The sequence below is a fragment of the uncultured Paraglaciecola sp. genome (genome assembly GCF_913020055.1).
GTDB lineage: Bacteria > Pseudomonadota > Gammaproteobacteria > Enterobacterales > Alteromonadaceae > Paraglaciecola.
Window position 1 is genome coordinate 59,177 of sequence record NZ_CAJWCF010000005.1, and the last position, 24,164, is coordinate 83,340.

24 protein-coding genes are annotated in these 24,164 nt (G+C 40.5%); 3 read left to right on the forward strand and 21 right to left on the reverse strand.

The window, feature by feature from the left end:
* Positions 1–4: 4 nt before the first annotated feature.
* From lpxB to rpsB, 14 genes are all read right to left on the reverse strand, one after another.
* Complete coding sequence (gene lpxB, locus QZ488_RS02170; protein WP_293745993.1) at positions 5–1,165, reverse strand: lipid-A-disaccharide synthase; 1,161 nt, start codon at positions 1,163–1,165, stop codon at positions 5–7.
* Positions 1,166–1,168: 3 nt separating this feature from the next.
* Positions 1,169–1,936 carry an acyl-ACP--UDP-N-acetylglucosamine O-acyltransferase gene (lpxA, locus tag QZ488_RS02175; protein ID WP_293745994.1) on the reverse strand — a complete coding sequence of 256 codons (768 nt, stop codon included), beginning with the start codon at positions 1,934–1,936 and terminating at the stop codon, positions 1,169–1,171.
* 3 nt (positions 1,937–1,939) lie between these two features.
* Positions 1,940–2,386 carry a 3-hydroxyacyl-ACP dehydratase FabZ gene (fabZ, locus tag QZ488_RS02180; protein ID WP_293745995.1) on the reverse strand — a complete coding sequence of 149 codons (447 nt, stop codon included), beginning with the start codon at positions 2,384–2,386 and terminating at the stop codon, positions 1,940–1,942.
* A gap of 39 nt (positions 2,387–2,425) precedes the next feature.
* On the reverse strand, positions 2,426–3,460 hold the full coding sequence (lpxD, locus tag QZ488_RS02185) for a UDP-3-O-(3-hydroxymyristoyl)glucosamine N-acyltransferase (RefSeq protein WP_293745996.1): 1,035 nt from the start codon (positions 3,458–3,460) through the stop codon (positions 2,426–2,428).
* 28 nt (positions 3,461–3,488) lie between these two features.
* Positions 3,489–4,004: an OmpH family outer membrane protein gene (locus QZ488_RS02190; protein ID WP_293745997.1), complete on the reverse strand. Its 516-nt coding sequence runs from the start codon at positions 4,002–4,004 to the stop codon at positions 3,489–3,491.
* Between the two features lie 54 nt (positions 4,005–4,058).
* Complete coding sequence (bamA, locus tag QZ488_RS02195; protein WP_293745998.1) at positions 4,059–6,536, reverse strand: outer membrane protein assembly factor BamA; 2,478 nt, start codon at positions 6,534–6,536, stop codon at positions 4,059–4,061.
* Positions 6,537–6,601: 65 nt separating this feature from the next.
* Positions 6,602–7,951, reverse strand: a complete 1,350-nt coding sequence (gene rseP, locus QZ488_RS02200; protein WP_293745999.1) for a sigma E protease regulator RseP — start codon at positions 7,949–7,951, stop codon at positions 6,602–6,604.
* Positions 7,948–9,156 carry a 1-deoxy-D-xylulose-5-phosphate reductoisomerase gene (gene ispC / locus QZ488_RS02205; RefSeq protein WP_293746000.1) on the reverse strand — a complete coding sequence of 403 codons (1,209 nt, stop codon included), beginning with the start codon at positions 9,154–9,156 and terminating at the stop codon, positions 7,948–7,950. Before ispC ends, rseP begins: the two co-directional genes overlap by 4 nt.
* A 17-nt stretch (positions 9,157–9,173) precedes the next feature.
* Complete coding sequence (locus QZ488_RS02210) at positions 9,174–10,037, reverse strand: phosphatidate cytidylyltransferase (RefSeq protein WP_293746001.1); 864 nt, start codon at positions 10,035–10,037, stop codon at positions 9,174–9,176.
* A gap of 40 nt (positions 10,038–10,077) precedes the next feature.
* A complete protein-coding gene (uppS, locus tag QZ488_RS02215) occupies positions 10,078–10,818 on the reverse strand; it encodes a polyprenyl diphosphate synthase (RefSeq protein ID WP_293746002.1) in 741 nt (246 codons plus the stop codon).
* An 18-nt stretch (positions 10,819–10,836) separates the two neighbouring features.
* Entirely contained in the window at positions 10,837–11,394 is a 558-nt protein-coding gene (gene frr / locus QZ488_RS02220) for a ribosome recycling factor (RefSeq protein WP_293746003.1), read from the reverse strand.
* Positions 11,395–11,410: 16 nt separating this feature from the next.
* Complete coding sequence (gene pyrH, locus QZ488_RS02225) at positions 11,411–12,151, reverse strand: UMP kinase (RefSeq protein WP_293746004.1); 741 nt, start codon at positions 12,149–12,151, stop codon at positions 11,411–11,413.
* A 222-nt stretch (positions 12,152–12,373) separates the two neighbouring features.
* The gene (tsf, locus tag QZ488_RS02230; protein ID WP_293746005.1) at positions 12,374–13,246 is read right to left on the reverse strand and encodes a translation elongation factor Ts; all 873 of its coding nucleotides are present in this window, start codon (positions 13,244–13,246) and stop codon (positions 12,374–12,376) included.
* Between the two features lie 153 nt (positions 13,247–13,399).
* Complete coding sequence (gene rpsB, locus QZ488_RS02235) at positions 13,400–14,131, reverse strand: 30S ribosomal protein S2 (protein ID WP_293746006.1); 732 nt, start codon at positions 14,129–14,131, stop codon at positions 13,400–13,402.
* Positions 14,132–14,614: 483 nt separating this feature from the next.
* On the opposite strand from rpsB, the gene map reads away from it, so the two are divergent.
* The gene (gene map / locus QZ488_RS02240; RefSeq protein ID WP_293746007.1) at positions 14,615–15,406 is read left to right on the forward strand and encodes a type I methionyl aminopeptidase; all 792 of its coding nucleotides are present in this window, start codon (positions 14,615–14,617) and stop codon (positions 15,404–15,406) included.
* Positions 15,407–15,544: 138 nt separating this feature from the next.
* Positions 15,545–18,160 carry a [protein-PII] uridylyltransferase gene (gene glnD, locus QZ488_RS02245; RefSeq protein WP_293746008.1) on the forward strand — a complete coding sequence of 872 codons (2,616 nt, stop codon included), beginning with the start codon at positions 15,545–15,547 and terminating at the stop codon, positions 18,158–18,160.
* Positions 18,161–18,217: 57 nt separating this feature from the next.
* On the opposite strand, the gene QZ488_RS02250 is transcribed toward glnD, so the two are convergent.
* A complete protein-coding gene (locus QZ488_RS02250) occupies positions 18,218–18,685 on the reverse strand; it encodes a prepilin-type N-terminal cleavage/methylation domain-containing protein (protein ID WP_293746025.1) in 468 nt (155 codons plus the stop codon).
* Between the two features lie 204 nt (positions 18,686–18,889).
* The gene (locus QZ488_RS02255) at positions 18,890–19,558 is read right to left on the reverse strand and encodes a Crp/Fnr family transcriptional regulator (RefSeq protein WP_293746009.1); all 669 of its coding nucleotides are present in this window, start codon (positions 19,556–19,558) and stop codon (positions 18,890–18,892) included.
* An 81-nt stretch (positions 19,559–19,639) separates the two neighbouring features.
* Between QZ488_RS02255 and QZ488_RS02260 the strand changes: the two genes are divergently transcribed.
* Positions 19,640–20,482: a sterol desaturase family protein gene (locus tag QZ488_RS02260; protein WP_293746010.1), complete on the forward strand. Its 843-nt coding sequence runs from the start codon at positions 19,640–19,642 to the stop codon at positions 20,480–20,482.
* A gap of 53 nt (positions 20,483–20,535) precedes the next feature.
* Here the strand turns inward: QZ488_RS02260 and QZ488_RS02265 are convergent, their stop codons facing one another.
* The 5 genes from QZ488_RS02265 to iscA form a co-directional block, all read right to left on the reverse strand.
* The gene (locus tag QZ488_RS02265; RefSeq protein ID WP_293746011.1) at positions 20,536–20,826 is read right to left on the reverse strand and encodes a YebG family protein; all 291 of its coding nucleotides are present in this window, start codon (positions 20,824–20,826) and stop codon (positions 20,536–20,538) included.
* A gap of 163 nt (positions 20,827–20,989) precedes the next feature.
* Complete coding sequence (fdx, locus tag QZ488_RS02270) at positions 20,990–21,328, reverse strand: ISC system 2Fe-2S type ferredoxin (RefSeq protein ID WP_293746012.1); 339 nt, start codon at positions 21,326–21,328, stop codon at positions 20,990–20,992.
* 26 nt (positions 21,329–21,354) lie between these two features.
* A complete protein-coding gene (hscA, locus tag QZ488_RS02275) occupies positions 21,355–23,217 on the reverse strand; it encodes a Fe-S protein assembly chaperone HscA (RefSeq protein ID WP_293746013.1) in 1,863 nt (620 codons plus the stop codon).
* A gap of 37 nt (positions 23,218–23,254) precedes the next feature.
* Positions 23,255–23,782, reverse strand: coding sequence for a co-chaperone HscB (hscB, locus tag QZ488_RS02280; RefSeq protein ID WP_293746014.1), 528 nt, complete (start codon positions 23,780–23,782; stop codon positions 23,255–23,257).
* Between the two features lie 56 nt (positions 23,783–23,838).
* Positions 23,839–24,162 (reverse strand): iron-sulfur cluster assembly protein IscA, encoded by a 324-nt coding sequence (gene iscA, locus QZ488_RS02285; RefSeq protein ID WP_293746015.1) that lies wholly within the window; start codon positions 24,160–24,162, stop codon positions 23,839–23,841.
* Positions 24,163–24,164: the final 2 nt, after the last annotated feature.

Consider the following 24,164-nt stretch of genomic DNA (forward strand, 5'->3'; position numbering starts at 1 on the left):
GGGCTCATGGCTGTTGCTCAATTAATTTAGCCACTGCCAATGCCGACTGCACATCAGCATCTTTTTTAAGTGACTTATGAAGGGATTCAAATTTAGTAATGAGTGACTGTTGCTCATCACCGTTTTGTGCGGTCAGCATAGGCAATAGTAACGTGCTTATTGTTTCTGGCGTCACATCGTCTTGTAACAACTCTGGAATTAACTTCTCATCTGCTAATACATTGGGTAAAGCAAAATATTTTGCTTTGTATAACCACTTCATCATTTGATAGGTCAAGCTACTTAACTTATATGCTGTCACCATATTTCTTTTACATAACATGGCTTCAAGCGTAGCTGTTCCAGATGCTAATAATACGGCATCAGAGGCAATCATGACTTCTCTGGCATGGCCTATGACCACTTGTATAGTCAAATCTGGCGTGTGGGTTTGGATATATTCATCAACCTGATCTTTACGTTGACGATTGACCACTGGAATTAACACTTTTAACCTTGGTATCTCTGACTTTAATAACAAACAAGATTGGATAAACACATCGAGTAATGTATCCACCTCTCGTTGTCTACTGCCTGGCAATACAGCTAAAACGACCTCTTCATCTTTAAGTTGCAACGAATGACGAGCTTTTTGTTTATCTGGCTTGATAGCAATATCATCGGCCATAGTGTGGCCTACAAATTCACATGGAATGTGGTGCTTGTCATATACTTGTTTTTCACAGGGGAAGATACTCAAGACTAGGTTGGTCGCTTTGGCTATCTTAAATATACGTTTTTCACGCCATGCCCAAACCGTAGGGCTGACATATTGCACAGTTTTAATACCATGCTTTTTAAGTTTTAATTCAAGTCCCAAATTAAAATCAGGCGCGTCGACGCCAATAAACACATCAGGTGGGTTAAGCAAAAAATGGTTTAGCATCGATTTACGCACAAACATTAATCTGCGGATCCTTGACAAGACTTCAACTAATCCCATCACTGACAGTTCTTCCATATCAAACAAACTTTGGCAACCTTGCGCCTGCATTTTTGGCCCAGCGATACCTTCAAAAGTAGCATTTGGATAACGCTTTTTGAGTTGTTTGATAAGACCTGCGGCAAGAATGTCGCCTGACGCTTCGCCAGCAACTATACCTACCTTAAGTGTTTTTTCGCTCATGAGTTAGCGCGCAATTCCTCGAGAAGAATGGGCTACAAAATCAGCCAAGAGTCGTATCTCGGGTAAGTTACCTGGCATAGACAAAATCAAACTAACGGCCTCTTCAGCTCCATGACCTTGTCTATATAATATTTTATAGGCGCGTTTAATTTGCAAAATAGTGTCGCTAGTAAAACCACGACGTTTTAGACCTTCGGAGTTAATACCACGAGGCCTACTATCATTTCCTAACATAACAAAAGGTGGTACGTCAGCTAAAACTATCGCCCCTCCACCCACGAAACTGTGATCGCCTATACGACAAAATTGATGTGAGGCTGTCGCGCCGCCCATAATCACCCAATCACCAATGTGAACATGTCCTGCAAGTATTGCACTAGTCGCCAAGATACTATTGTTGCCAATCACACAATCATGCGCCACGTGTACAAAACACATCAAAAGGTTATTCGAACCAATTTTAGTCACACTATTATCTTGAATGGTGCCACGATGAATGGTTACCGACTCACGGATGATATTGTTGTCACCTATAATGAGTTCGGTAGGCTCTCCAGCATATTTTTTATCTTGGCAATCTTCGCCAACAGAAGCGAACTGAAAAATATGATTGCCTTTGCCAATGCTAGTTTTCCCTTTGACTACGACATGAGATTCAAGCACGGTGTCATCACCTATACTGACATCAGCATCAATTAGGCAAAATGCCCCAATCGAGACATTCTTACCCAGTTTGGCAGAGGGGTGCACAACGGCAGTAGAATGGATCACTTGTTACAATTTCCTCATAGCACACATAAACTCAGCTTCACATGCAGGTTTTCCATCCACACTAGCCACACCATGAAACTTCCAAATTCCACGACGTTCCTTAATTAAGGTGACTTCCATATCCATGCGGTCGCCTGGTACTACCGGCATTTTAAAGCGCGCTTTATCTATACCTGCATAGAGATATAAATCGTCAGAATTTCCTGCAGTTTTAAAACCTAATACACCAGCCACTTGGGCTAAGGCTTCTAGGATCATGACACCCGGAAAGATCGGTTTACCTGGAAAATGCCCCGTAAAACAAGGTTCGTTAAAGGTGATATTTTTATAAGCGGAGATAGACTCATTCAGAGTGTAATCCGTCACTCTATCTACTAATAGAAATGGATAACGATGGGGAAGTAACTCCATGATATCTTCTATTTCGAGAGTATTTAAATTATTAGCCAAAAGGTGTTCTCCTAAACTAACCAGTCGGTAGTTAAATCACTACAGCTGCTGGCTTTTTTCCAATGTTTTGACGCGCTGATTGAGGCTAGTAATATTTCGTAATGCTACCATGTTTTTACGCCATTCTCTGTTGGCTGAAGCAGGTATACCAGAAGAATACACACCTGGCTCTGAAATACTTTTGGTGACCATACTCATGCCAGTAAAAACCACATTGTCACAAATGGTAATGTGACCATTGATGCCCACTAAACCAGCCATGCTGCAATTTTTACCAATAACAGTACTGCCTGCAATCACAGAACATGCCGCCATTGCAGTATTTTCACCAATTTCAACGTTATGTGCAATTTGGCATTGATTGTCGATGATCACGCCATCAGCCAAAATAGTATTGTCCAAGGCACCACGATCTATTGTAGTACTAGCGCCAATTTCTACTCTGTTACCAATGATTACGCTGCCAAGCTGAGGGATTTTAATCCATTGACCATTCTCATTGGCATAACCAAAACCATCACTACCGATCACGGTATTGGCTTGCACCAAACAATCTGTACCCATTATCACATTATGATAAATAGTCACATTGGCCCATAATTTTGTATTAGCACCCAGCTGTACGTTTTTACCAACAAAACAGCCTGCACCAATCACAACATTATTGCCAAGTATCACTCCTGACTCAATAACAGCATTCGCACCAATTTTAACGTCTTGCCCTAGTTTGACATTTTCACCAATGACAGCGTGAGGGGATACCTCATGCGCGGGTTCTGGTGTTGTATCTAGCAATTGTGCCGCTTTAGCAAACCCTACATAGGGGTTTTTCATAACAAGGGCGGAACAGTTGCAATGGGGTAATTCGTCTGGGTGCAAAATAACGGCTTGCGCCATCGTGTCCTGAAGCTGGCTACGATACTTACTATTTGACAAAAAGGAAATCTGACCATTGCCAGCTTTCACTAAAGTAGATAAACCACTAATGAGTGTATCTTGAGTATCAGCCCCAGATAGGTGCAACTCGGCACCTATGCTCTGGGCTAATTGAATAAGACTAATTGCGTGACTCAAAGTACCTCCGTTCGAACCACTAAGCGATCTAGTTGATTTTACCAACTTGCTCTAGAACCGATTTAGAAATTTCATTTTCTGGATTAATAAAAGCGACAGCATTAGAGTTCAATATTACGTCGTATTTTTCTTTTGCCGCTACTGCGTCAATGCCTTGTTTAATCAAACCTAACAACTTATTTTGTTCTTCTTGTAAACGCTTTTGGATTTCTTGTTGTAAGGGCTGAGCTTTACCAGTGTACTCATCACGTAAAGCGATGATTTTCCCTTCAAGTTCAGTTTTTTCTTTGGCGCTCATAGTCGCTGCATCACGCTGGTTTTTTTCCATATAATACTTGATGTCTTTTTCTAAACGACTGACTTCTTCTGTTTTATCTTTGAATTCAGCCGCGATAGTCGCTTGAATACTAGCAGCTTGTGGCATAGATTGAAAAACACCCTGTACATTCACAACACCAATTTTTTGTTCCGCAAGTACAGCTGAACTAACCATAGCGGTTGATAATAATGCACCTGCAATTAAACTTTTAGTAAACTTTTTCAAAAGGAACTCCTACTTCTTATTGTTGTTCTACGGTCAGTCTATCCCAACCAAAAATTAAAATGTTTGACCAATGTTGAAAGTGAAGAATTTAGAATCATCACCTTCTCTGTCTTGAATCACTTTCGAGAAACTAAACACCATCGGCCCCATAGGTGATAGCCATTGTACAGAAACTCCACCCGATGCTCTATAGAGTGATGGGTCACTATAATCAATTAAACCATCATCGTTGAATGAATTATTCACATTTAGCGTTTTATAACGATCGAAATCGAATTCGGTATCCCAAACATTACCTACATCGACAAATAAACTAGTACGTACTGAGTTATCAAAATCGACTTCAACAAAGGGTGTCGGCACGATTAACTCAATGCCACCCAAAATCATGGCATTACCGCCTAATGAACGAGTAGAAATTGAGATTGAATCGTTAGAGTTGTCACCTAAAATCACTTTGCCATTGGGGTCTGTGATGACTCTAGATGGTGTCACCTGAACACCACGGGGTCCTACTGTATTGTTTTCAAACCCTCTTAGTGAATCAGATCCTCCTGCGGTGAAATGTTGGGTGAATGGTAATATTTGATCAATACCACCCACGTCTCCATAACCGTTACCATAACCCATTTTCAACCTGGCTAAGAACGACCAACGCTGATTGCGCGACAATGGGAAATACCATTTTCCATCAAGTTCTGTTTTAAAATAGTTAACATCCGAGTTTGGCGTAGTGATACCAAATGATGCTCGCTGTGATGAACCTGCTGTCGGGAATATCCCTCGGTTAAGGGTGCTACGAGACCAAGCTACTGAAGCTAAGAAACTGTCATAATTAATTGCAGCATCGGGATTATTTTCATCGACAAACTGGTTATTAAAACGTGTAGTTTGAACAAAAGGTTGATTCTGGAATAATTCAACCGTGCTGTAAGTTAAGCCAAAGTTAATTCGGTTAAATTGGTCTATTGGATAACCAATATTACTGCCTATTGAAAACTGCTTACTATTGTATTGAATTAGATTAGCCGAACTACCATCAAACTCGCTATAAGATATTGAACCGCCTAAACTGATGCCATCAATAGTGAAATAAGGGTCGGTGTAAGACAGTTGCACACTCTTCTGGTAAGAAACTGTACTCACATTAAATGCAATACGCTTACCTGTACCTAAGAAGTTATCCTGCTGGATCCCTGCCTGTAAACTTAGCTTAGTGCGATCGCCATAACCAATGCCTGCGTTAAAGGCACCAGATGGTTGTTCCTTAACGGTAAAGTTTACATCGACTTTATCTTCTTCACCCGGAAGACGAACCGTTTCAAAATCAACATTTTCCATATAGGTCAAACGTGACAGACTATTTTTTGACGACTCTAACGTAGCATTAGATAACCATGAACCTTCCATTTGAGACACTGATTGACGAAGTACTTCATCAGCCGTACTGATATTTCCTGCAAAATTAATTCGTCTTACATAAATACGTTTACCTGGGTCAACAGACAAAACCAACTTCACTGTTTTGTCTTCTTCGTTGATATCAGGAATAGTAGTCACAGTTGGGTAAGCATAACCATAACGGCCGAGATACTTACTAATAAACTCTTCTGTGTAAGTCACTTCAGCTTGGTTATATAGTTCGCCCTTGGTTAATGGAAGTACCAGTTTGATGTAGTCTTCATAACCTAACAAATCACCGATTAGCTCTATGTCAGAGATAGTGTATTGTTCACCTTCCTCCACATTTAAGGTGACATATATACCAGTTTTATCAGGAGTCATTGATACTTGGGTTGAATCGATATTAAAACGCAAATACCCTCGGTCTTTGTAATAGCTGGTAATGGTTTCCATATCACCTGTTAGGGTTTGTTTCTGATAGCGAGTTTCCGACAAAAAGTCCCACCAAGGTGTATCAAATTTTAATTCAACCAGCTCTAACAATTCAGGGTCGCTGAAGGTGCTGTTACCCACTATGTTGATTTGCTGAATTTTTGCTGAGTCACCCTCTTCGAATAACAATTTAAGGTCGACTCGATTTCTTGGTAAAGGTGTAATAATCGCTGTTACATCAGCGTTATACTTTCCAATACTATAGAAAAAGTCTTTTAAGCCATTTTCAATCGAAGTCAAAACGGTTTTATCTAATGGCTCACCAACTAATATATTCGCGTCGTTTAGACTTTCTTGTAGTTGCTCATCTTTAATATCGTCATTGTCTTCAAATACAATACTACTGATAGTAGGCCTTTCAGTTACCCGCACCAACAGAGTGTCTCCATCACGAAAAATTTTGATGTTTTCAAAATGGGTTGAGGCATACATAGACCGAATAACTTGTGCAATCCGGAAGCTATTCATTTCATCGCCGACTGTAATAGGTAAATAAGTCAAAGCAGCACCTAAGGCTACACGCTGTAGACCTTCAATTCTGATATCTTTAACGACAAATTCGCTATTCGGAGCTGCTTTTGCAAAGCTAGCAATGGATAATATTAATCCGGCAACAACTAACTGTTTAAACTTCATTTATTAATATTCTTCCTAAACGCACAAGGTATATGTTGTGAATGGCACACATTGACCGATAAAAATTATAAACGCGCAATATCATTGAATATCGCAACACTCATTAATAGCAGTAGCAAAACGCCACCAATTTTAAAACCTACTTCTTGCACTGATTCTGGGACAGGGCGACCACTAAAAAGTTCTATAAAGTAATAGAGTAAGTGCCCACCATCAAGTACTGGTAGAGGTAAAAGGTTAATTATGCCCAAATTAACGCTAATTAACGCTAAAAAGCCTAAAAAATACACTAAACCTAAGCTGGCACTAGAGCCTGCACCTTGAGCGATCGAAATAGGACCACTCAAATTTTTCACTGAAACATCACCCGTTATTAGCTTTCCAAGCATCTCAATACTGAGAGTCATCAAACGCCATGTTTTGTCCATTGCTTTGGACATGGCTTTAACAAAACCATATTGATGAACAAACACCACTCCTTCTGGCCAAGGTTCAAGGGTGGGAGTAAACCCCATATATCCCTTAGTTTTTTGTTCGTCAGTCTTACTACCAATAGTTCCACTCAAGCTTACAATTTGTCCATTTCTAAGCACATCAACTTGAACAGGTTGATTAGGTCTTGTGGAAACATAACCCACTATTTGTTCCCAATTCTGCATACTAGTTCCATTTAAACTGACAATTTTGTCATTTGTCAGTAATCCAATGCGCTGAGCCGCCGAGCCTTTTTCTACGGAGCCCAATATTCCAAGCACTTTAGGACGAAATGGCGTAAGCCCCAAACTGGTAAAAACAGACATCTTATCTGGGTCGAATTTCCACTCGCTTATGTTGATTGTGGCTGATTTTTCATATGTAGTTCTTTCATCAGTCCAGTTAATAAGCATTTCATCATGACCAATAAACGACATAAACTCATACGCGACATCTTCCCAGTCAACGACTTTTCTGTCGCCAACTTGAGTTAAAATAGCATTTTTGGGGATGTTACTTTGGCTAAGAATACTATCAGGTTCAATGTTACCGACAACCGGCTTAACGGTTTGTAAACCGATTGAATACATGACAAACAAAGCAAAAATAGCGAACAGAAAATTCACGCCTGGTCCTGCAGCAATAATAGCAATACGTTTTAAAACATGTTGGCGATTAAATGCATAGGGTAGATCTTGTTCTGATACTTCATCGACTCTCTCGTCAAGCATTTTCACATAGCCACCCAAAGGAATGGCCGCTATAACGTATTCAGTGCCCAACTTATCTGTTCTGCGCCATAACGCCTTGCCGAAACCAATAGAGAATCGTTCGACCTTAACTCCACATCTACGAGCAACCCAAAAGTGCCCCCACTCATGCACAGCGACTAAAATCCCCAACGCAACGATGAAAGAAACTAGGCTAATTAGAAAACTCAAGACACAACCCTCTGCATAGAAGAGTGACTGAGTTGCTCAATAATATTCATGCTGAGTCTTCTAGCAGTCTGATCACTTTCAAGCACAGCATCAATCGTATCTAAGTCATGAGCGGATGTTTGCTGTAAACATTGCTCATTCACCTGTGCAATTTGCATGAAACCTATTTTTTCTTGTAAAAACGCTTCCACTGCTACTTCGTTTGCAGCATTAAGTGTGGTCGTTGCATATTGCCCTGCTTCGCTTGCTTGCATGGCAAGTGCTAAATTAGGGTATCTGTCAGCTTCTGGCTCAGTAAAACTAAAATTTGCCAATTGATTAAAATCTAAAGGGGGCACCCCGGATTCAATTCTCTTTGGGAAAGCCAATGCATGAGCGATTGGTGTGCGCATATCCGGGTTACCCATTTGCGCTAACACAGAACCATCTAGGTATTGGACCATAGAATGAATAATACTTTGCGGGTGTAACACTATTTGAATATCAGATGCTTCCAGTCCAAACAACCACCTAGCTTCGATAAATTCTAAACCTTTATTCATCATGGTAGCTGAATCGACTGATATTTTTCGCCCCATATCCCAATTTGGATGGGCACAGGCTTGATCTGGCGTAACCTGATGTAACTCACCCATAGGCGTAGTCAAAAATGGTCCACCAGACCCCGTTAAAAGTATCTTATTGATCCCTGCGGAACAAAGATCTCCATATTTAAAATCAACAGGCAAACATTGAAAAATGGCATTATGTTCACTGTCGATAGGCAAAATCTGCGCGTTATTCTGATTGGCCGCTTGAATAAATAAATCCCCAGACATCACTAAGGACTCTTTATTCGCCAGTAATACTTTCTTTCCTGCTTTAACCGCAGCTAACGTAGGCATCAATCCTGCGGCACCCACAATGGCTGCCATCACAGTATCCACTTCCGGCGCGCACGCGACTTGTTGCAATGCCTCATGACCGGCTAAAACTTCGCAAGTCAGTTGATGCTCTGAAAATAATGCTTTAGCGTGACTAAACTGTTTTGGGTCGGCAATGACTACATATTCTGGAGAGCATAATTTAGCTTGCTGCAATAACAACTCAATATTGCTATTCGCCGTCAATGCAAAGACACTAAATAATTCGGGATGTCTGAGAATTACATCAATAGTACTTTTACCTATTGAACCCGTCGCCCCCAAAACACTAATTTTTTGCACTTTTGGCACCTTTTGCATTACGCCATCCACATGACATAACAAAAAGCAAAAACCGGGAAGGCTGCTGTCAGGCTATCAATTCTATCCATAATACCGCCATGTCCTGGCAGTAACTTTCCACTGTCTTTTATGCCCGCGCATCGTTTAAACATACTTTCATTTAAATCACCTAGTGCAGACACTCCTACAGTTAAGGCTCCTACAACTATGTGTAACCAAATGAGTGAGGAATCATATTTAAAATGCAATGCGGCAAAAGCAATGATCGCAGATGATGCAAAAACGCCTCCCATTAATCCTTCTAGCGTTTTACCTGGTGACACCTCTGGACGTAATTTGTGTTTACCAAACTTCACTCCAACAAAAAATGCGCCTATATCTGCAGCCCAAACAATACCTAACACATAAAATATAAGTGATGCACCATAGTAAGGAAGCTCTCCATACTCATGAGCTCGCAAAGAGACTATTGCGACCCAGGTTGGAATAAGTGTCAAAATTCCAAATATGCCACGTAATACTTTACTGGTATACCAAATAGAGCTGTAGCGGGGATATGCTAGGATCATACCAAAAGATATGATCCACCAAATGACAGAAATCGAGAGAATATAAGTATATAGACTGTTTAAATGGCCTTGATACCAAATCAGATTAGTAGGTAGCAGCGCACACAGCGCCAAACACATTACTACCATGAGAGCCGCATATGCTCCTTTAGTATATGAGCGAGTCATACCAGACATGCTTGACCATTCCCACGCACCTAAACCCATCACTAAAGCGATCATAATCTGAAAGCTAAATAGTGGCAGATATAGAATGGCAAATAATGCCAACGGGGCAAGAATAAGTGCAGTAATAATACGTTGCTTTAACACATTAGCCCCTTATATTGATTATTTTTAATTAGTCTCATAATTAACTTAATTGCTCTGAAGTTTTACCAAAACGCCTTTGCCGGTCAGCAAAAACATCTACGGCAACTTGGAAAGCAGCTTCATCAAAATCTGGCCAAAAGTCTTCTGAAAAATACAATTCTGCGTAGGCAATTTGCCACAACAAAAAATTACTAATTCTTTGTTCCCCCCCGGTGCGGATCAATAAATCCACTGCGGGTAAATCCGCTGCGCAGGTGTGGCGCGAAAAAGTTTCTTCGTCGATATCTGCCACATCAATTTTGCCGGTGTGCACTTGCGTAGCCAACTGTTTAGCCGCATTAACGATATCCCAGCGACCGCCATAGTTAGCAGCAATATTCAGCACTAAGCTGTCATTGTTTTCAGTCAGTTCTTCCGCCTCGCGTATTTTACTGACCAACTTACTATCAAACCGACTAGTATCACCTATGATATTCAGGCGAACATCATTCTTATGTAGTTTTTTCACTTCACTGCCAAGTACCATCTTAAAGAGTTCCATAAGAACTCCAACTTCCTCAGCCGGTCGATTCCAATTTTCACTGCTAAAAGCAAATAGGGTGAGCACTTGCACACCATTTTTTAAGGCGTACGAAACCGAAGCTCTGACCGCTTTCACCCCAGCTTTATGGCCAAAAGTGCGAATCTTACCTTTTTTCTTAGCCCAGCGACCGTTGCCATCCATAATGATAGCAACATGTTGTGGACTATTTTTTTCGACTAATTGTTCAGGTGAATTCATTTATCAGATATAACTCAATTACACTTCCATTAAGTCTTTTTCTTTCGCAAGAAGAATCACGTCCACTTCTTTAACAAAAGCATCTGTAAGTTTTTGCACATCATCTTCGCCTCTGCGGCTATCATCTTCACTGATTTCTTTTTCTTTGAGCAATTCTTTAATATCGCTATTAGCATCACGACGAATATTACGAATAGCCACTTTTCCTTGCTCTGCTTCATGACGTACAACGCGGATTAAATCTTTACGTCGTTCTTCAGTCAAAGCTGGCATAGGAATACGCATAACAGAACCGGCACTCATAGGGTTTAGCCCTAAATCAGACTGCATAATCGCCTTTTCAACCGCTTGAGCAGAACTTTTATCGAACACGGTTAACGCTAATGTACGCGAATCTTCAGCAATAATATTGGCCAACTGTTTAAGTGGTGTATCGGCGCCATAATAAGGCACCATGATGCTATCTAGTAGGCTAGGATGTGCACGTCCAGTACGAATTTTTGTAAACTGGCCCTTTAATACACTAATACTTTTTTCCATGCGCTGACGCGCGTCATCGTTAATTTCGTCAATCACAGTAGTTTTCCTATTATTATTTTATTTCTTCAGAGTGGCAGATCAAAGTTCCTACATCTTCGCCCATCACAACTGCTTTCATACAACCAGGTGTATTCATATTAAATACACGAATGGGCACATTATGATCGCGAGCAAGGGTAAAGGCAGCTAAATCCATCACTTTTAATTCTTTATCCAAAACTTCGTCATACGACAAGGTCTTATATAATTTGGCATCTGGATTGGTTGCTGGATCGTCGTCATAAACACCATCCACTTTGGTGCCTTTTAACACGGCATCAGCTTCGATTTCAATGCCACGTAAGCAGGCTGCTGAATCGGTTGTAAAAAATGGGTTGCCTGTACCGGCCGAAAAAATCACAACACGACCAGACTTTAACAAACTAATTGCTTCAGCCCAATTATAGGCGTCACACACCCCATTCAGTGGAATGGCGGACATCAGTCGAGCATTTACAAAAGCGCGGTGTAGGGCATCTCGCATCGCCAAACCATTCATAACGGTGGCTAACATACCCATGTGGTCTCCCACAACTCTGTTCATACCGGCTTTTGCCAAACCTTCTCCTCGAAAAAGGTTTCCACCGCCAATCACTAATCCCACTTCAACGCCTAGCTCAACTATTTCTTTGATTTCTTGAGCCATACGTTCCAACACTTTAGGATCGATGCCGAAGCCTTCTTCTCCCATTAGCGCTTCACCACTTAGTTTTAACAATATTCTTCGATAAGCGGACTTAGGTGCGATACTCATAGATTGATATTTCCTCAAGGTGATAAAAGGCTGCGTTACTAAAGGGCCTGTAAACTAATTCTACATATGCCTATGTTGTCTCAAAACCACAGTTTCAAAACAACAAACGCATATATAAAAAAGCACCTCAATTTGAGGTGCCAGTATTATACCCAAACAACGTTAAAATGCATGTTTCAACATCAATTAAAATTGTTTGACAGATTTAGCTCTGTAACTTGCTTATTTTTTAACTGCTGCCATTTGTGCAGCTACTTCAGCAGCAAAATCTTCTTCTTTTTTCTCGATGCCTTCGCCTACTTCAAAACGTACGAAGTTAATCACATCAGCACCTTTTGATTTAAGTAAGTCAGCAACTAACATTGAAGGGTCTTTGATAAACGGTTGACCAGTCAAACTAATTTCACCAGTGAACTTCTTCATACGACCAGAAACCATTTTCTCTGCAATTTCAGCTGGTTTGCCAGACTGAAGTGCGATATCAAGTTGAATTTCTTTTTCTTTAGCAACAACTTCAGCTGGAACCTGATCAGGCTTAACAAATTGAGGATTAGAAGCTGCAACATGCATAGCGATGTCTTTAGCCAACTCTTCATCACCACCTTGTAAAATGGCGATAACGCCAATTCGAGCACCGTGAACATAAGCACCAAGGTTATCACCTTCAACAGAGATAACACGACGAGGGCTGATATTTTCGCCAATTTTAGCCACCAAAGTGTCACGTAAATCACTTACTTTAACACCATCAACTTCAGTGTTATTTAGCGTGTCCATGTCGTTAATTTTATTAGCAGAGGCTACTTCAATTAACTGTTGGCCAAACTTAATGAATCCATCGTCGCGAGCAACGAAGTCAGTTTCACTATTCACTTCCATCATAGTTGCTACACCGTTAGCAACTTTAGTCAAAATAACACCTTCAGCGGCTATACGACCTGCTTTTTTAGCGGCTTTAGCTTGACCATTTTTACGCATGTTTTCAATTGCTAGCTCGATGTCGCCATCAGTTTCAACCAAGGCATTTTTACAATCAAGCATGCCGGCGGCTGTGCGCTCGCGCAATTCTTTAACTAGGGCTGCAGTAACTGCCATTTTCGTTTCCTCAACAAAATAATTTGATTAATTTATTTAAACAAATCACATGAAATTATACATTTAAAAACAGGGGCGACGGCCCCTGTTCAATTTATTCGTGTTAGGTAACGAGGAACTCGTTACCTATAGTGTTGTTTGTCGCTAGATTGATTACTCAGCAGCTTCTACAAACTCACCTTTTTCAGCTTGCGCTTCTAGGTTTTGATCACGACCTTCGATAACCGCATCAGCTGCAGCGTTCAAATAAAGTTGAACGGCACGGATAGCATCATCGTTACCAGGTACTATGTAATCAACACCATCTGGGTTTGAGTTAGTATCAACAACTGAAACAACTGGGATACCCAAGTTGCCAGCTTCAGTGATAGCAATATGCTCATGGTCAGCATCAACAACGAATAACACGTCTGGTAAACCACCCATGTTTTTAATTCCGCCTAGACTAGTTTCAAGCTTAGTCATTTCGCGAGTAAGCATTAACACTTCTTTTTTGGTCAATTTTTCGAACGTACCGTCTTGGCTTTGCTGCTCAAGCTCTTTTAAACGTTTGATTGACTGACGAACTGTTTTCCAGTTCGTTAACATACCGCCTAACCAGCGTTTGTTAACATAGAATTGGTCACATTTGTCTGCTGCTTCTTTAACCGCATCACTTGCTGCACGCTTAGTTCCAACAAAAAGGATTTTACCTTTCTTAGAAGCTACGCCGCCAACAAAGTTAAGTGCTTCGTTGAACATAGGAACAGTTTTTTCAAGATTGATGATATGAACTTTATTACGTGAGCCGAAAATGAAAGGTTTCATTTTTGGGTTCCAGTAACGAGTTTGGTGTCCAAAGTGTACGCCTGCCTGAAGCATGTCGCGCATAGATACATTTGCCATTATAAAGATTCCTCAATATGGGGTTAGGCCTCCATACATCCCAGATTTCGATCCACTCAGAATAACTCTTTGCAGACACCCCGAAAAATGTGTCGATGTATGTGTGATATTTAAGCTAAATTATTTAGCTGCTTCGCGATAATTACGTGGGGTTTTCACCCTCATTAATTTCAGCGGTGCGCTTTATAGCATGGGGATAGTTTAGGTTCAAGTAAAGTATGACTAATTGCTGTTAATATACACAAACAGCACCTAAAAACAGAGGATTTATAAACATCCCGCTTCAGATCGTGCCTTGCTTATTTTTGCTGAAGTAACCTATGAACTTTAAAACAATAACCTTATGAACATGTCGCTTTATGCCAATAACTTTCGACTACCCAAGTAAATTCAAATTAGATACTTATTCAGCTCTGGCGGGATACATGACTAAACGATACAATAGAGCCAATTAGAGCAAATATATTTAGTAGGAATAACCCATTGCCCGCCACAATTAAAACTGCAGCTGAAATAGAAAAAATGCGCGTCGCTGGCCGTCTCGCAGCAGATGTATTACAAATGATCGGTGAACACGTCAAAAAAGGTGTGACCACTAATGAACTTAATCAGATTTGTCACGACTACATTGTAGATGTGCAAAAGGGCATTCCCGCTCCTCTGAATTACGGTAGTCCTCCTTTCCCTAAATCTATTTGCACATCAGTTAACCATGTTATCTGTCATGGCATTCCAGCTGATAAACAACTTAAAGAGGGTGACTCAGTGAATATTGATGTCACTGTTATTAAAGATGGTTATCACGGCGACACATCCAAAATGTTTGTAGTAGGCAAACCGTCAATTCTGACCGAGAGATTAATCAGAGTGACACAAGAGTCTTTATATAAAGCAATTAAAATGGTTAAACCTGGTGCACGTTTGGGCGACATTGGTCATGTTATCCAGCAATATGCCGAAAGTCATAACTATTCAATTGTGCGTGAATATTGCGGACACGGTATTGGTGCTAATTTCCATGAAGAGCCACAAGTCGTGCATTACGGAAAACCCAATACCGGTGAAACGCTTGAAGAGGGTATGTGTTTTACTATTGAACCTATGGTTAATGCAGGTAAACGTTATTCAAAAGTGTTACCCGATAAATGGACTGTGGTCACAAAAGATCGCAGTTTAAGTGCGCAGTGGGAACATACCTTATTAGTCACAGCAAACGGCGTGGAAATATTAACCTTGCGAGACGACGAACAAATCGATCGTATTATTAACCACTAATCTAGAAGTAGTTAAGTAAGATAAATCAAACCTTATGATAAATAATTATTGTTAGCTGTAAATAGTTATTTGTCATAACTCAATATTCACGTAATTTGTGACAATAAAGCTAGCCGTTATTCCTTTAAGGTATTTATATTGTCTCTTCAAAGCCTACTTAGCCAAATAAAATTGATTAACAGTACTGATAATATTGCTGCCTACAAAACCATAGTCGCAAATAGCTACGAGTGGTTAGACAGTGAGTTAGGTACAGGTGAAATAACAGGACTCGTATTAGGTAGGGCCACATTAGTTGACACATTGCTCAGGCATATTTGGCAACTAATGAATTTACACAATGAACAAAATTTAGCCTTAGTCGCTGTAGGCGGATATGGACGAGGGCAACTGCAACCCTATTCAGACATTGATTTATTACTACTCAGTAAAAAAGCCTTATCTAAGGAACAACAAGAACGTATCAGCCAATTCATTACCCTATTATGGGACATTGGATTAGATGTTGGGCAATCAGTTAGAACGATCAAAGAAACCGTTCAATTGGCTAAACAAGACGTCACAATTGCCACTAATTTGGTTGAAGCTAGATTACTAAATGGCTGTCAAAAGACCTTTGATAGTTTACAAGATAAACTCAGTGCCCGTGGATATTGGACCAGTAAAGATTTTTTCGTAGCCAAATACCAAGAACAAAAAGCACGCCATGCAAAATTCAAAGACACCTCTTACAACTTAGAACCCAATGTTAAAGAAAGTCCTGGTTGCTTGCGCGACATCCAATCTATTGGCTGGGTAGCAAAGAAACACTTCAACGCAACTGATGGCAAAGATTTATTAGAGCATGGTTATTTTAATCAACAAGAATTTGATGAATTGATTGAGTGCCGCGAAATCCTTTGGCGAATTAGATTTGCCTTGCATATAGTGGCTGGACGCAGTGAAAACAGATTATTGTTTGACTACCAGGCAGATGTGGCTACCAGACTAGGTTATGGCGACGACGGGAAAAAGTCAGTAGAGAAGATGATGAAAATCTTTTTCAGAACCGTCAGACGCATTAGTGAATTGAACAAGATGTTAATGCAACGTTTTAGTCAAGATGTGTTGAGCTTAAAGGTTAAACAACAAACCAAGATCAATAAAGATTTTGAATTACTAGACGGCTATATAGCACCTATCCACGAGGATGCGTTCTCTTCTCCCGAAGCCATTTTGCAATTTCTTTTATTACTTGCCGATACCCCTGCAATACAAGATTTACACTCAAATTGCCTGCGCCAATTACGCATCGCTAGAAGAGAGTTTCGCAAGCAATACTATGTAGAGCGAGAGGAATGCCGCACACTATTTATGCAGTTAGTGAAACATCCCAATTTTTTCGCTCTGAGTTGGGACATCATGCATAAACATGGCATTTTGCAGGCCTATATTCCACAGTGGGATAACATAGTAGGCATGATGCAATTCGACCTATTCCACGCCTATACGGTCGACGAGCATACACATAGACTGGTAAAAAACATCTATCACTATGCTCAGCCAGAGAACAAAGAATTTCCTCGTTGTGGAAATATAGTGAAAAATTTAGATAAGCCTGAACTGCTATATATTGCCGCTATTTATCATGATATTGGCAAAGGCCGAAATGGCGATCACTCCAAGTTGGGGGCCGTAGATGTAAAAGAGTTCTGTATGCTCCATGGCATCAATGCCATAGATACCGAATTGATTAGGTGGTTAGTAGAAAGCCACTTATTAATGTCTGTTATTGCACAAAGACGGGATATCTACGATCCAACCGTGATCAACGAATTTGCTCAATCGGTACGTACACACAACAATTTAAACCACTTATATGTATTAACCTTGGCTGATATCCGCGCTACCAATGACAACCTATGGAACGATTGGAAAGCCACCTTATTACGCGAGCTGTATTTGCTCACCCAAAAGGCCCTCGACAATGGTTTAGAATGCAAAGTAGCCTTACAAGACCGAGTCAGCGAACACCAATCTAAAGCGATGGCTGCACTGCTTGAGCAAGGTATGAATGAAAGTCAAATTTCACAGTTTTGGCAACGCCTAAGCGACGACTACTTTACCCGTTTTAAACCGGCGCAAATTGCATGGCACGCCAATGTCATATTAGCTGCCCACCCAATGACCGACGATTTTTTACTGGTGGGTACTAGTGCCAACACATCTAAATCAGGTGCAGAACTTATTGTATACGGTAAAGACAAACCTATGATGTTTGCCCAAATTGCCTCTGTACTAGACAGCCGAAACTGCTCTATCCACGACGCACAAATTATGCGTACTCATGATGGTTATATGTTCGATAGTTTTATTATTTTTGAACATAACGGCGACAGGATCACCTCAACCTCACGCTTGGATAGTCTACGACAAGCAGTAGAAACCCAGTTAAACAAACCCGGTGAAGAGCATATCAATAGACGTAAAATGTCTAGGCAAATGAAACAGTTAGATGTGAAAACAAAAGTCAGATTTTACCCCAGCCAAACCAACGTCACTTTAGTTGAACTTGAAGCACTAGATGCGCCGGGACTGTTGGCTAATATCAGCGAACAATTTATTGCGCTAAATTTTAAATTACACCAAGCAAAAATATCCACCATCGGCGAACGAGCAGAAGATTTATTTATCGTAAGCAACGAACTTGATCAGCCTCTCACCCAAGCCGAACAAGTACAGTTGAAGAAACGACTGAGTGAAGCCTTAGACTAAGGCTGACATAACAGGGAAGTTGTTAACTGCGTTTATAACAATATCTTTGAGCATTTATCAACAACCGCTAGTGGTTGCTGTGAAAATCGGTGAGCTGTCTTCTGATCTAGCTGCCGCATACCGAATTTTACAGTTACTGGGATCAGGAGCGTCAGTAATTTGCACATCTTTAGCTCCCAAACGCCCGGCACAATTACCGCCAACCCAATCAAAGCCTTCATCAGCATCAACCGAATTGGTAATACCATTAGGATGGGGACAAGGATATCCGCAGCGTAAGGTGATAGATTCTCCTGCCACTTCAATTGTGGGATCGATTAAACAATCTGTTTTATTTTCGATCCTCGCTTTGTAATTAACCAGTTCAGATGCTGAACGCATACTCCCCTCTAAAGCATCGAGCTTAGCAATTCGCGCGTCTGTACTGATATCAATAAAAAGTGGTGAAGCGGTAACTGATAAGATACCCAAAATGACAATAACAATAATTAGTTCAATAAGTGTAAAGCCATTTTTGTTTTGTATTTTTGTACCTCTTCAACATTCGCGTAATGAATTAGTAATGCCGTCTAACAAACTACCAGTGAATATAAATTTATGATGCCGTAAAGCAATGACAATAAATCACCACAATATCGATGTTACTTAGGCTAAATAATTTAGGCGTTTATCTCCATCTAAGCAGTTTTCATAGCTCAATGGATGTTAATCAACGCCGCAGAATTAAGACTACACTGGAAAAATGGATGATTGTTTCAGCAACCATTCCCGCAAACCATCAATACTGTCAATATGTATTCCTCCGTACGCTGTTCTTATCAACTGTGCTTTCTGAAGTTTTTTGAGGGCTTTATGCGCCGATAATACCGTAACACCAAGCAACTGTGCACATTGGTTTTGTTTGATTTTATGCTCTTGAGTTTGTTGCTGTTTACTTAATTTAAACAATACTTTTGCTAAACGAATATGGGTCGGTAATCGTAGTACATCATCTAAATTCTCTAATGCTTGGTGCAATTTATTGGCTAAACTACTCAGTAACATCTTTTCCACTTCAGGATACTCACTAATAAACCCATTGTACTGAGACACGCTCATTTGTATGACCTGAGATTTACCCATTGCTTCAGCATTATGGGTGCGGGGCAAATTGGCGAATAAGGTAAATTCGCCAAAGGTCTCTCCTCTTTCTAAAATTGTGGTCAATTGATAACAACCATCAATTCCATAATTTCCGACTCTCACTTGCCCTGAATACACAACCGACAAGCCTGGTAACAAATCACCTCGGGCATGAATAGTTTCATTGTCTTGATATTCTATACATCGACCGAACAACAATGCTTTTTCTAATATATTCGAATGAATAGTCACTAAAGTATCCAACAAAGGCAGCATAAAAATATACTAGTATATTTTTATGCTGCCTGCACCTTGCTACATTCCGAAAAGTGTATCAATCCATCATTGGCTTAATTTATGAATTATCAAATGGTTATTATTATTGTATTTGTGTTATTTGCTTTAAAAGAAGCTTTACACAGTGGCCTCTTCAATAAGACAAATGAGGAGCCTGCGGATAGAATTTTTGAGGTAGGCAGTACTATTTTGTTATTTGCGATTTCACAGCCGATAGTTTTGTTTAGCGCGGTATTTTTAATGGCCATTGTCTTTCCAGAATTGGCTGACGTACTTGCTAATACCGCTATAAGCATACAAATATTATTGCTGCTTATTTTTGATGATTTAACCCAGTATTGGTGGCATCGAAAATGTCATTCAACACCATGGTTGTACAATTTACATCGCGCTCACCATAATGCTAAATATATGAGTGTAAGGATCGTATTTCGAAATAACTTCTTTTATTACGCCATCATGCCTTCGTTATGGTGTTCTGGGATCTTGATTTATCTAGGTTTGGGGTGGGCATATGCTATTTATGTCACGATTAAACTAACTGTAATTATAGGCGCACATGCAGAATGGAAATGGGATAAGAGGCTCTACGAAAATAAATACACCAGTAAATTAATGTGGATAGTTGAGAGGTTAATTTCAACTCCAGCTACCCATAGCGCACACCATGGTTACAATGACGAAGACGGGATCACGACCTACAAAGGCAATTATGGCAACTTATTATTTTTTTGGGATGTGTTGTTTGGCACAGCTAAAATTACGCGACGTTACCCAAGACAATATGGTGTAAAGGGTATGCTTAAGGCGGCCTGGCCAGAACAACTTTTTTGGCCCATTACACCTTCGGCACTTGATAAAAAGAGGCGCTTAGCCAAACATAAAAAAGCAACGCCATTGTAGATATCTTTAGTTCCTAATTGAGCGTGACCATTTTACAAAGAGCTTCTACTGAACTACGCCTTCTTTTTATCTAACGCCACTACTTCTGCTTTTTCCTCAGTCAAAAGCGTATCTGCCGTTGTGCCTTTTAACAATTTACTAAGAGAGTCTTTATTTTTCGACAACATAATGGATAGCTCTTCCAATACTTTGGTTTCAATTTTGAACCCTTTGCCTTCAATGTATTCACTTAGGTTATCTGCCACATCGAGCATTTTATCGTATTGATCGGCTTCTTTTTTATCTGCGGTCACAAACTTCTCCACCCCTTTGTGTTCAACAACATAACGTGTGATTACGGCCATAATTTGCTCTCTTTTGTTTAACTTTATAGTATAAGACTAACACAACAACTGTATGTATAAACAGTAAAATATAAAATTCTTATCAAAAGAGTGTAACCTGTAGACAATAAAAAACCAGCTCATGGCTGGTTCTTTCAATCAAGGTAAAAACTTAAAGGTCAGACTAATGCCCTTCACTCACCATGTTGACTGTGTACTTAGGAATTTCTACCACCAAGTCTTCATCTTGGATAATAGCTTGGCAACCTAGTCTAGAATCGGGCTCAAGACCCCATGCTTTGTCTAACATGTCTTCTTCCAACTCGTCGCCTTCTTCTAGTGAATCAAAACCTTCACGTACAATGATGTGACAAGTGGTACAAGCGCACACTTTTTCGCAGGCGTGTTCAATGCCAATTCCGTTCTTTAAAGCCAGATTTAATACTGAGGTGCCTTTTTCACCTTCTAAAACAGCACCATCTGGGCACAACTCATCATGTGGTAAAAAGATTACTTGTGGCATAGTTAAATTCCTAATATTCAGTCAGTTTATATTCGGTCAACCGATTGACCAGAAAAGGCACTTTTAATGGATTGATCCATGCGTTTCTGGGCAAAGGTTTCGCTTAATTTGTCTACTTGTTCAATAGCGGCTTTGATTGCTTCTTTATCTGTGCCTTTGGCAAACTCATTAAGCTTCGCAAGCCCAGCATCGATGTTTTGTATTTCTGCTGGTTCAAGTAAGGCCTTTCCATCAATATCTAAGGCAGCTTGCAGATTTTCTTGTACTCTGGCAGCTTCAACTTGTTGTTCTTTGAGCATACGCGCCTGCATATCTTCGTCAGCATAATCCATAGAGGCTTTTAACATCTCGGCTATTTCACTGTCTTCTAAGCCGTAAGATGGTTTAACCTGAATTTGCGCTTTGACCCCAGTAGACTTTTCCATGGCACTGACGTTTAACAATCCGTCAGCATCCACTTGAAAAGTTACCCGTATATGCGCAGCACCAGCGGCCATAGGAGGGATACCCTGTAAGGTGAATTTAGCTAGAGATCGGCAATCCTTAACTAACTCACGTTCGCCCTGCACCACATGTACCATCATCGCAGTTTGACCATCTTTGAAAGTGGTAAACTCTTGCGCCTTGGCAACGGGGATTGTGGTGTTGCGATGTATCACTTTTTCCGTCAACCCCCCCATGGTTTCTATTCCCAAAGATAACGGCAAAACGTCTAGTAATAACATGTCACTATCGGGTTTGTTGCCAACCAAGATATCAGCTTGGATCGCAGCGCCTACAGCTACCACTTTATCGGGGTCGATTGAGGTTAGTGGTGTACGTGCAAAAAAATCACCTACTTGTTGGCAAACTAAAGGCACGCGGGTCGACCCACCTACCATCACCACTTCAATCACTTGTTCTTTTTCGAGTTCGGCGTCTTTCAACGCTCGTTTGCATGCTCTTAAGGTATTTTTAACTAATGGCGCTACTAGTGATTCAAATTTTTCGATCGTGATTATCAGCGAGTGCTTTTGTCCACTGTCATCGTCAAATTGCACGGTAAACACAGATTCTTGACTCAGTGTTTCTTTGGCTTCTTTGGCTTTATCTAAAAGAGTCCGGTGCAAACCTTTTGATAAATCGCCGTTTAGCCCACACTGCTCTCGAATAAACGCCACCAGTAAGGCATCAAAATCGTCGCCGCCAAGTGCCGAATCGCCACCCGTTGACAGCACTTCAAACACACCTTTACTTAAACGTAAGATAGAAATATCGAAGGTGCCACCACCTAAATCATAAACCGCGATTACGCCTTCTTGGCCTGAATCTAAGCCATAAGCTACAGCTGCAGCTGTGGGTTCATTGAGTAAACGTAATACCTTTAAACCAGCCAACGCAGCAGCATCTTTAGTACCTTGGCGTTGTGCATCATCAAAATAAGCTGGAACCGTAACAACAGCACCTTGTAACTCATCACCTAAAGTTTGCTCGGCACGCTTTTTAAGCTCAGTTAATATTTTTGCTGATACTTGAACTGGGTTTACATTACCCGAGGTAACCGTCATAACCGGCGATAGAGAATCGGTAAATTGGTAAGGTAAATGAGGGTAAGCCTTTTGAATATCTAGAACTGAGCGGCCTAAAAAACGTTTAACCGAAACAATAGTATTAGACGGGTCAGCACTAGCTTGTTGCTTAGCGTCATAGCCTATCACCTCTGAATCAGCTAAATATCTCACCACTGATGGTAATAAATGCCGACCTTGGGAGTCAGGTAATGTAAGGGCTTCACCACTACGTACCGATGCCACTAAGGAGTTAGTTGTACCTAAATCAATACCAACGGCTAATTTACGTTGGTGTGGAGCGGCGCTTTGACCGGGTTCAGATATTTGCAGTAATGCCATGGTCTAATTCGTTTCTTTTTGGTTGCAATAAATAAGGTTAGAAGTCACTCAATGAGTCTTCTTTTAGTTCAATTTCTGACAGCATTTTATATAAAAATTTAAGTTGGCGGATAATATCAGCAGCTTGTTTTTCGGCATCTACTTCTTCACTTGCAAGAAATGCTTTTAACTGAGCCAAATCACTTTTAATCGTTTGACTAATTTCGTCTTCTAATGCGCTTAAAACATTCAATGGATCTGACTGCTGATCTACTTCAGCCAACTCTTCACGCCACTCCATTTGTTGCATTAAAAAAGAAGTGTCTTTTATGGTTTGTTGTTCATGCTGTAAATCGATACCGCGCAAGCTCAGTATATATTCTGCTCTGGATAATGGGGATTTGAGCACTGAGTAGGCGTCATTTACTTGGGCATTTTTTTGAATAGCGACTAACTTTTGTTGCTCACTGCCACTAGCAAATTTATCTGGATGCGTTAAGCGCTGAAGTTGTTGATAAGTTTGCGGCAACACAGACAGATCTACGTCAAATGACACAGGCATATTAAAGAGTTCGAAATAATTCATCTGGTTTTATTAGGCTTGCTGTATTTTAATTGCGGCACAGATTAACAAAAATAGCATTAAACGTTGAAGCTTTCGCCACAACCACACTCACCATTGGCATTAGGGTTGGTAAACAGAAAACCTTCATTCAAGCCTTCTTTAGCGAAATCCAAATGAGTGCCATCTAGGTACACCAAACTTTTACCGTCAACAATAATTTTTACGCCGTTATCTTCAAACAGTTTATCGTCGTCATTCACATCATCAACAAACTCAAGTACATAAGCTAAGCCAGAACAGCCAGTTGTTTTGACACCCAGACGCAGCCCTAAACCTGATCCTCTATTTTCAAGGAAGGTTTTAGCACGTAATGCTGCGGAATCGGATACGGTAATTGCCACTG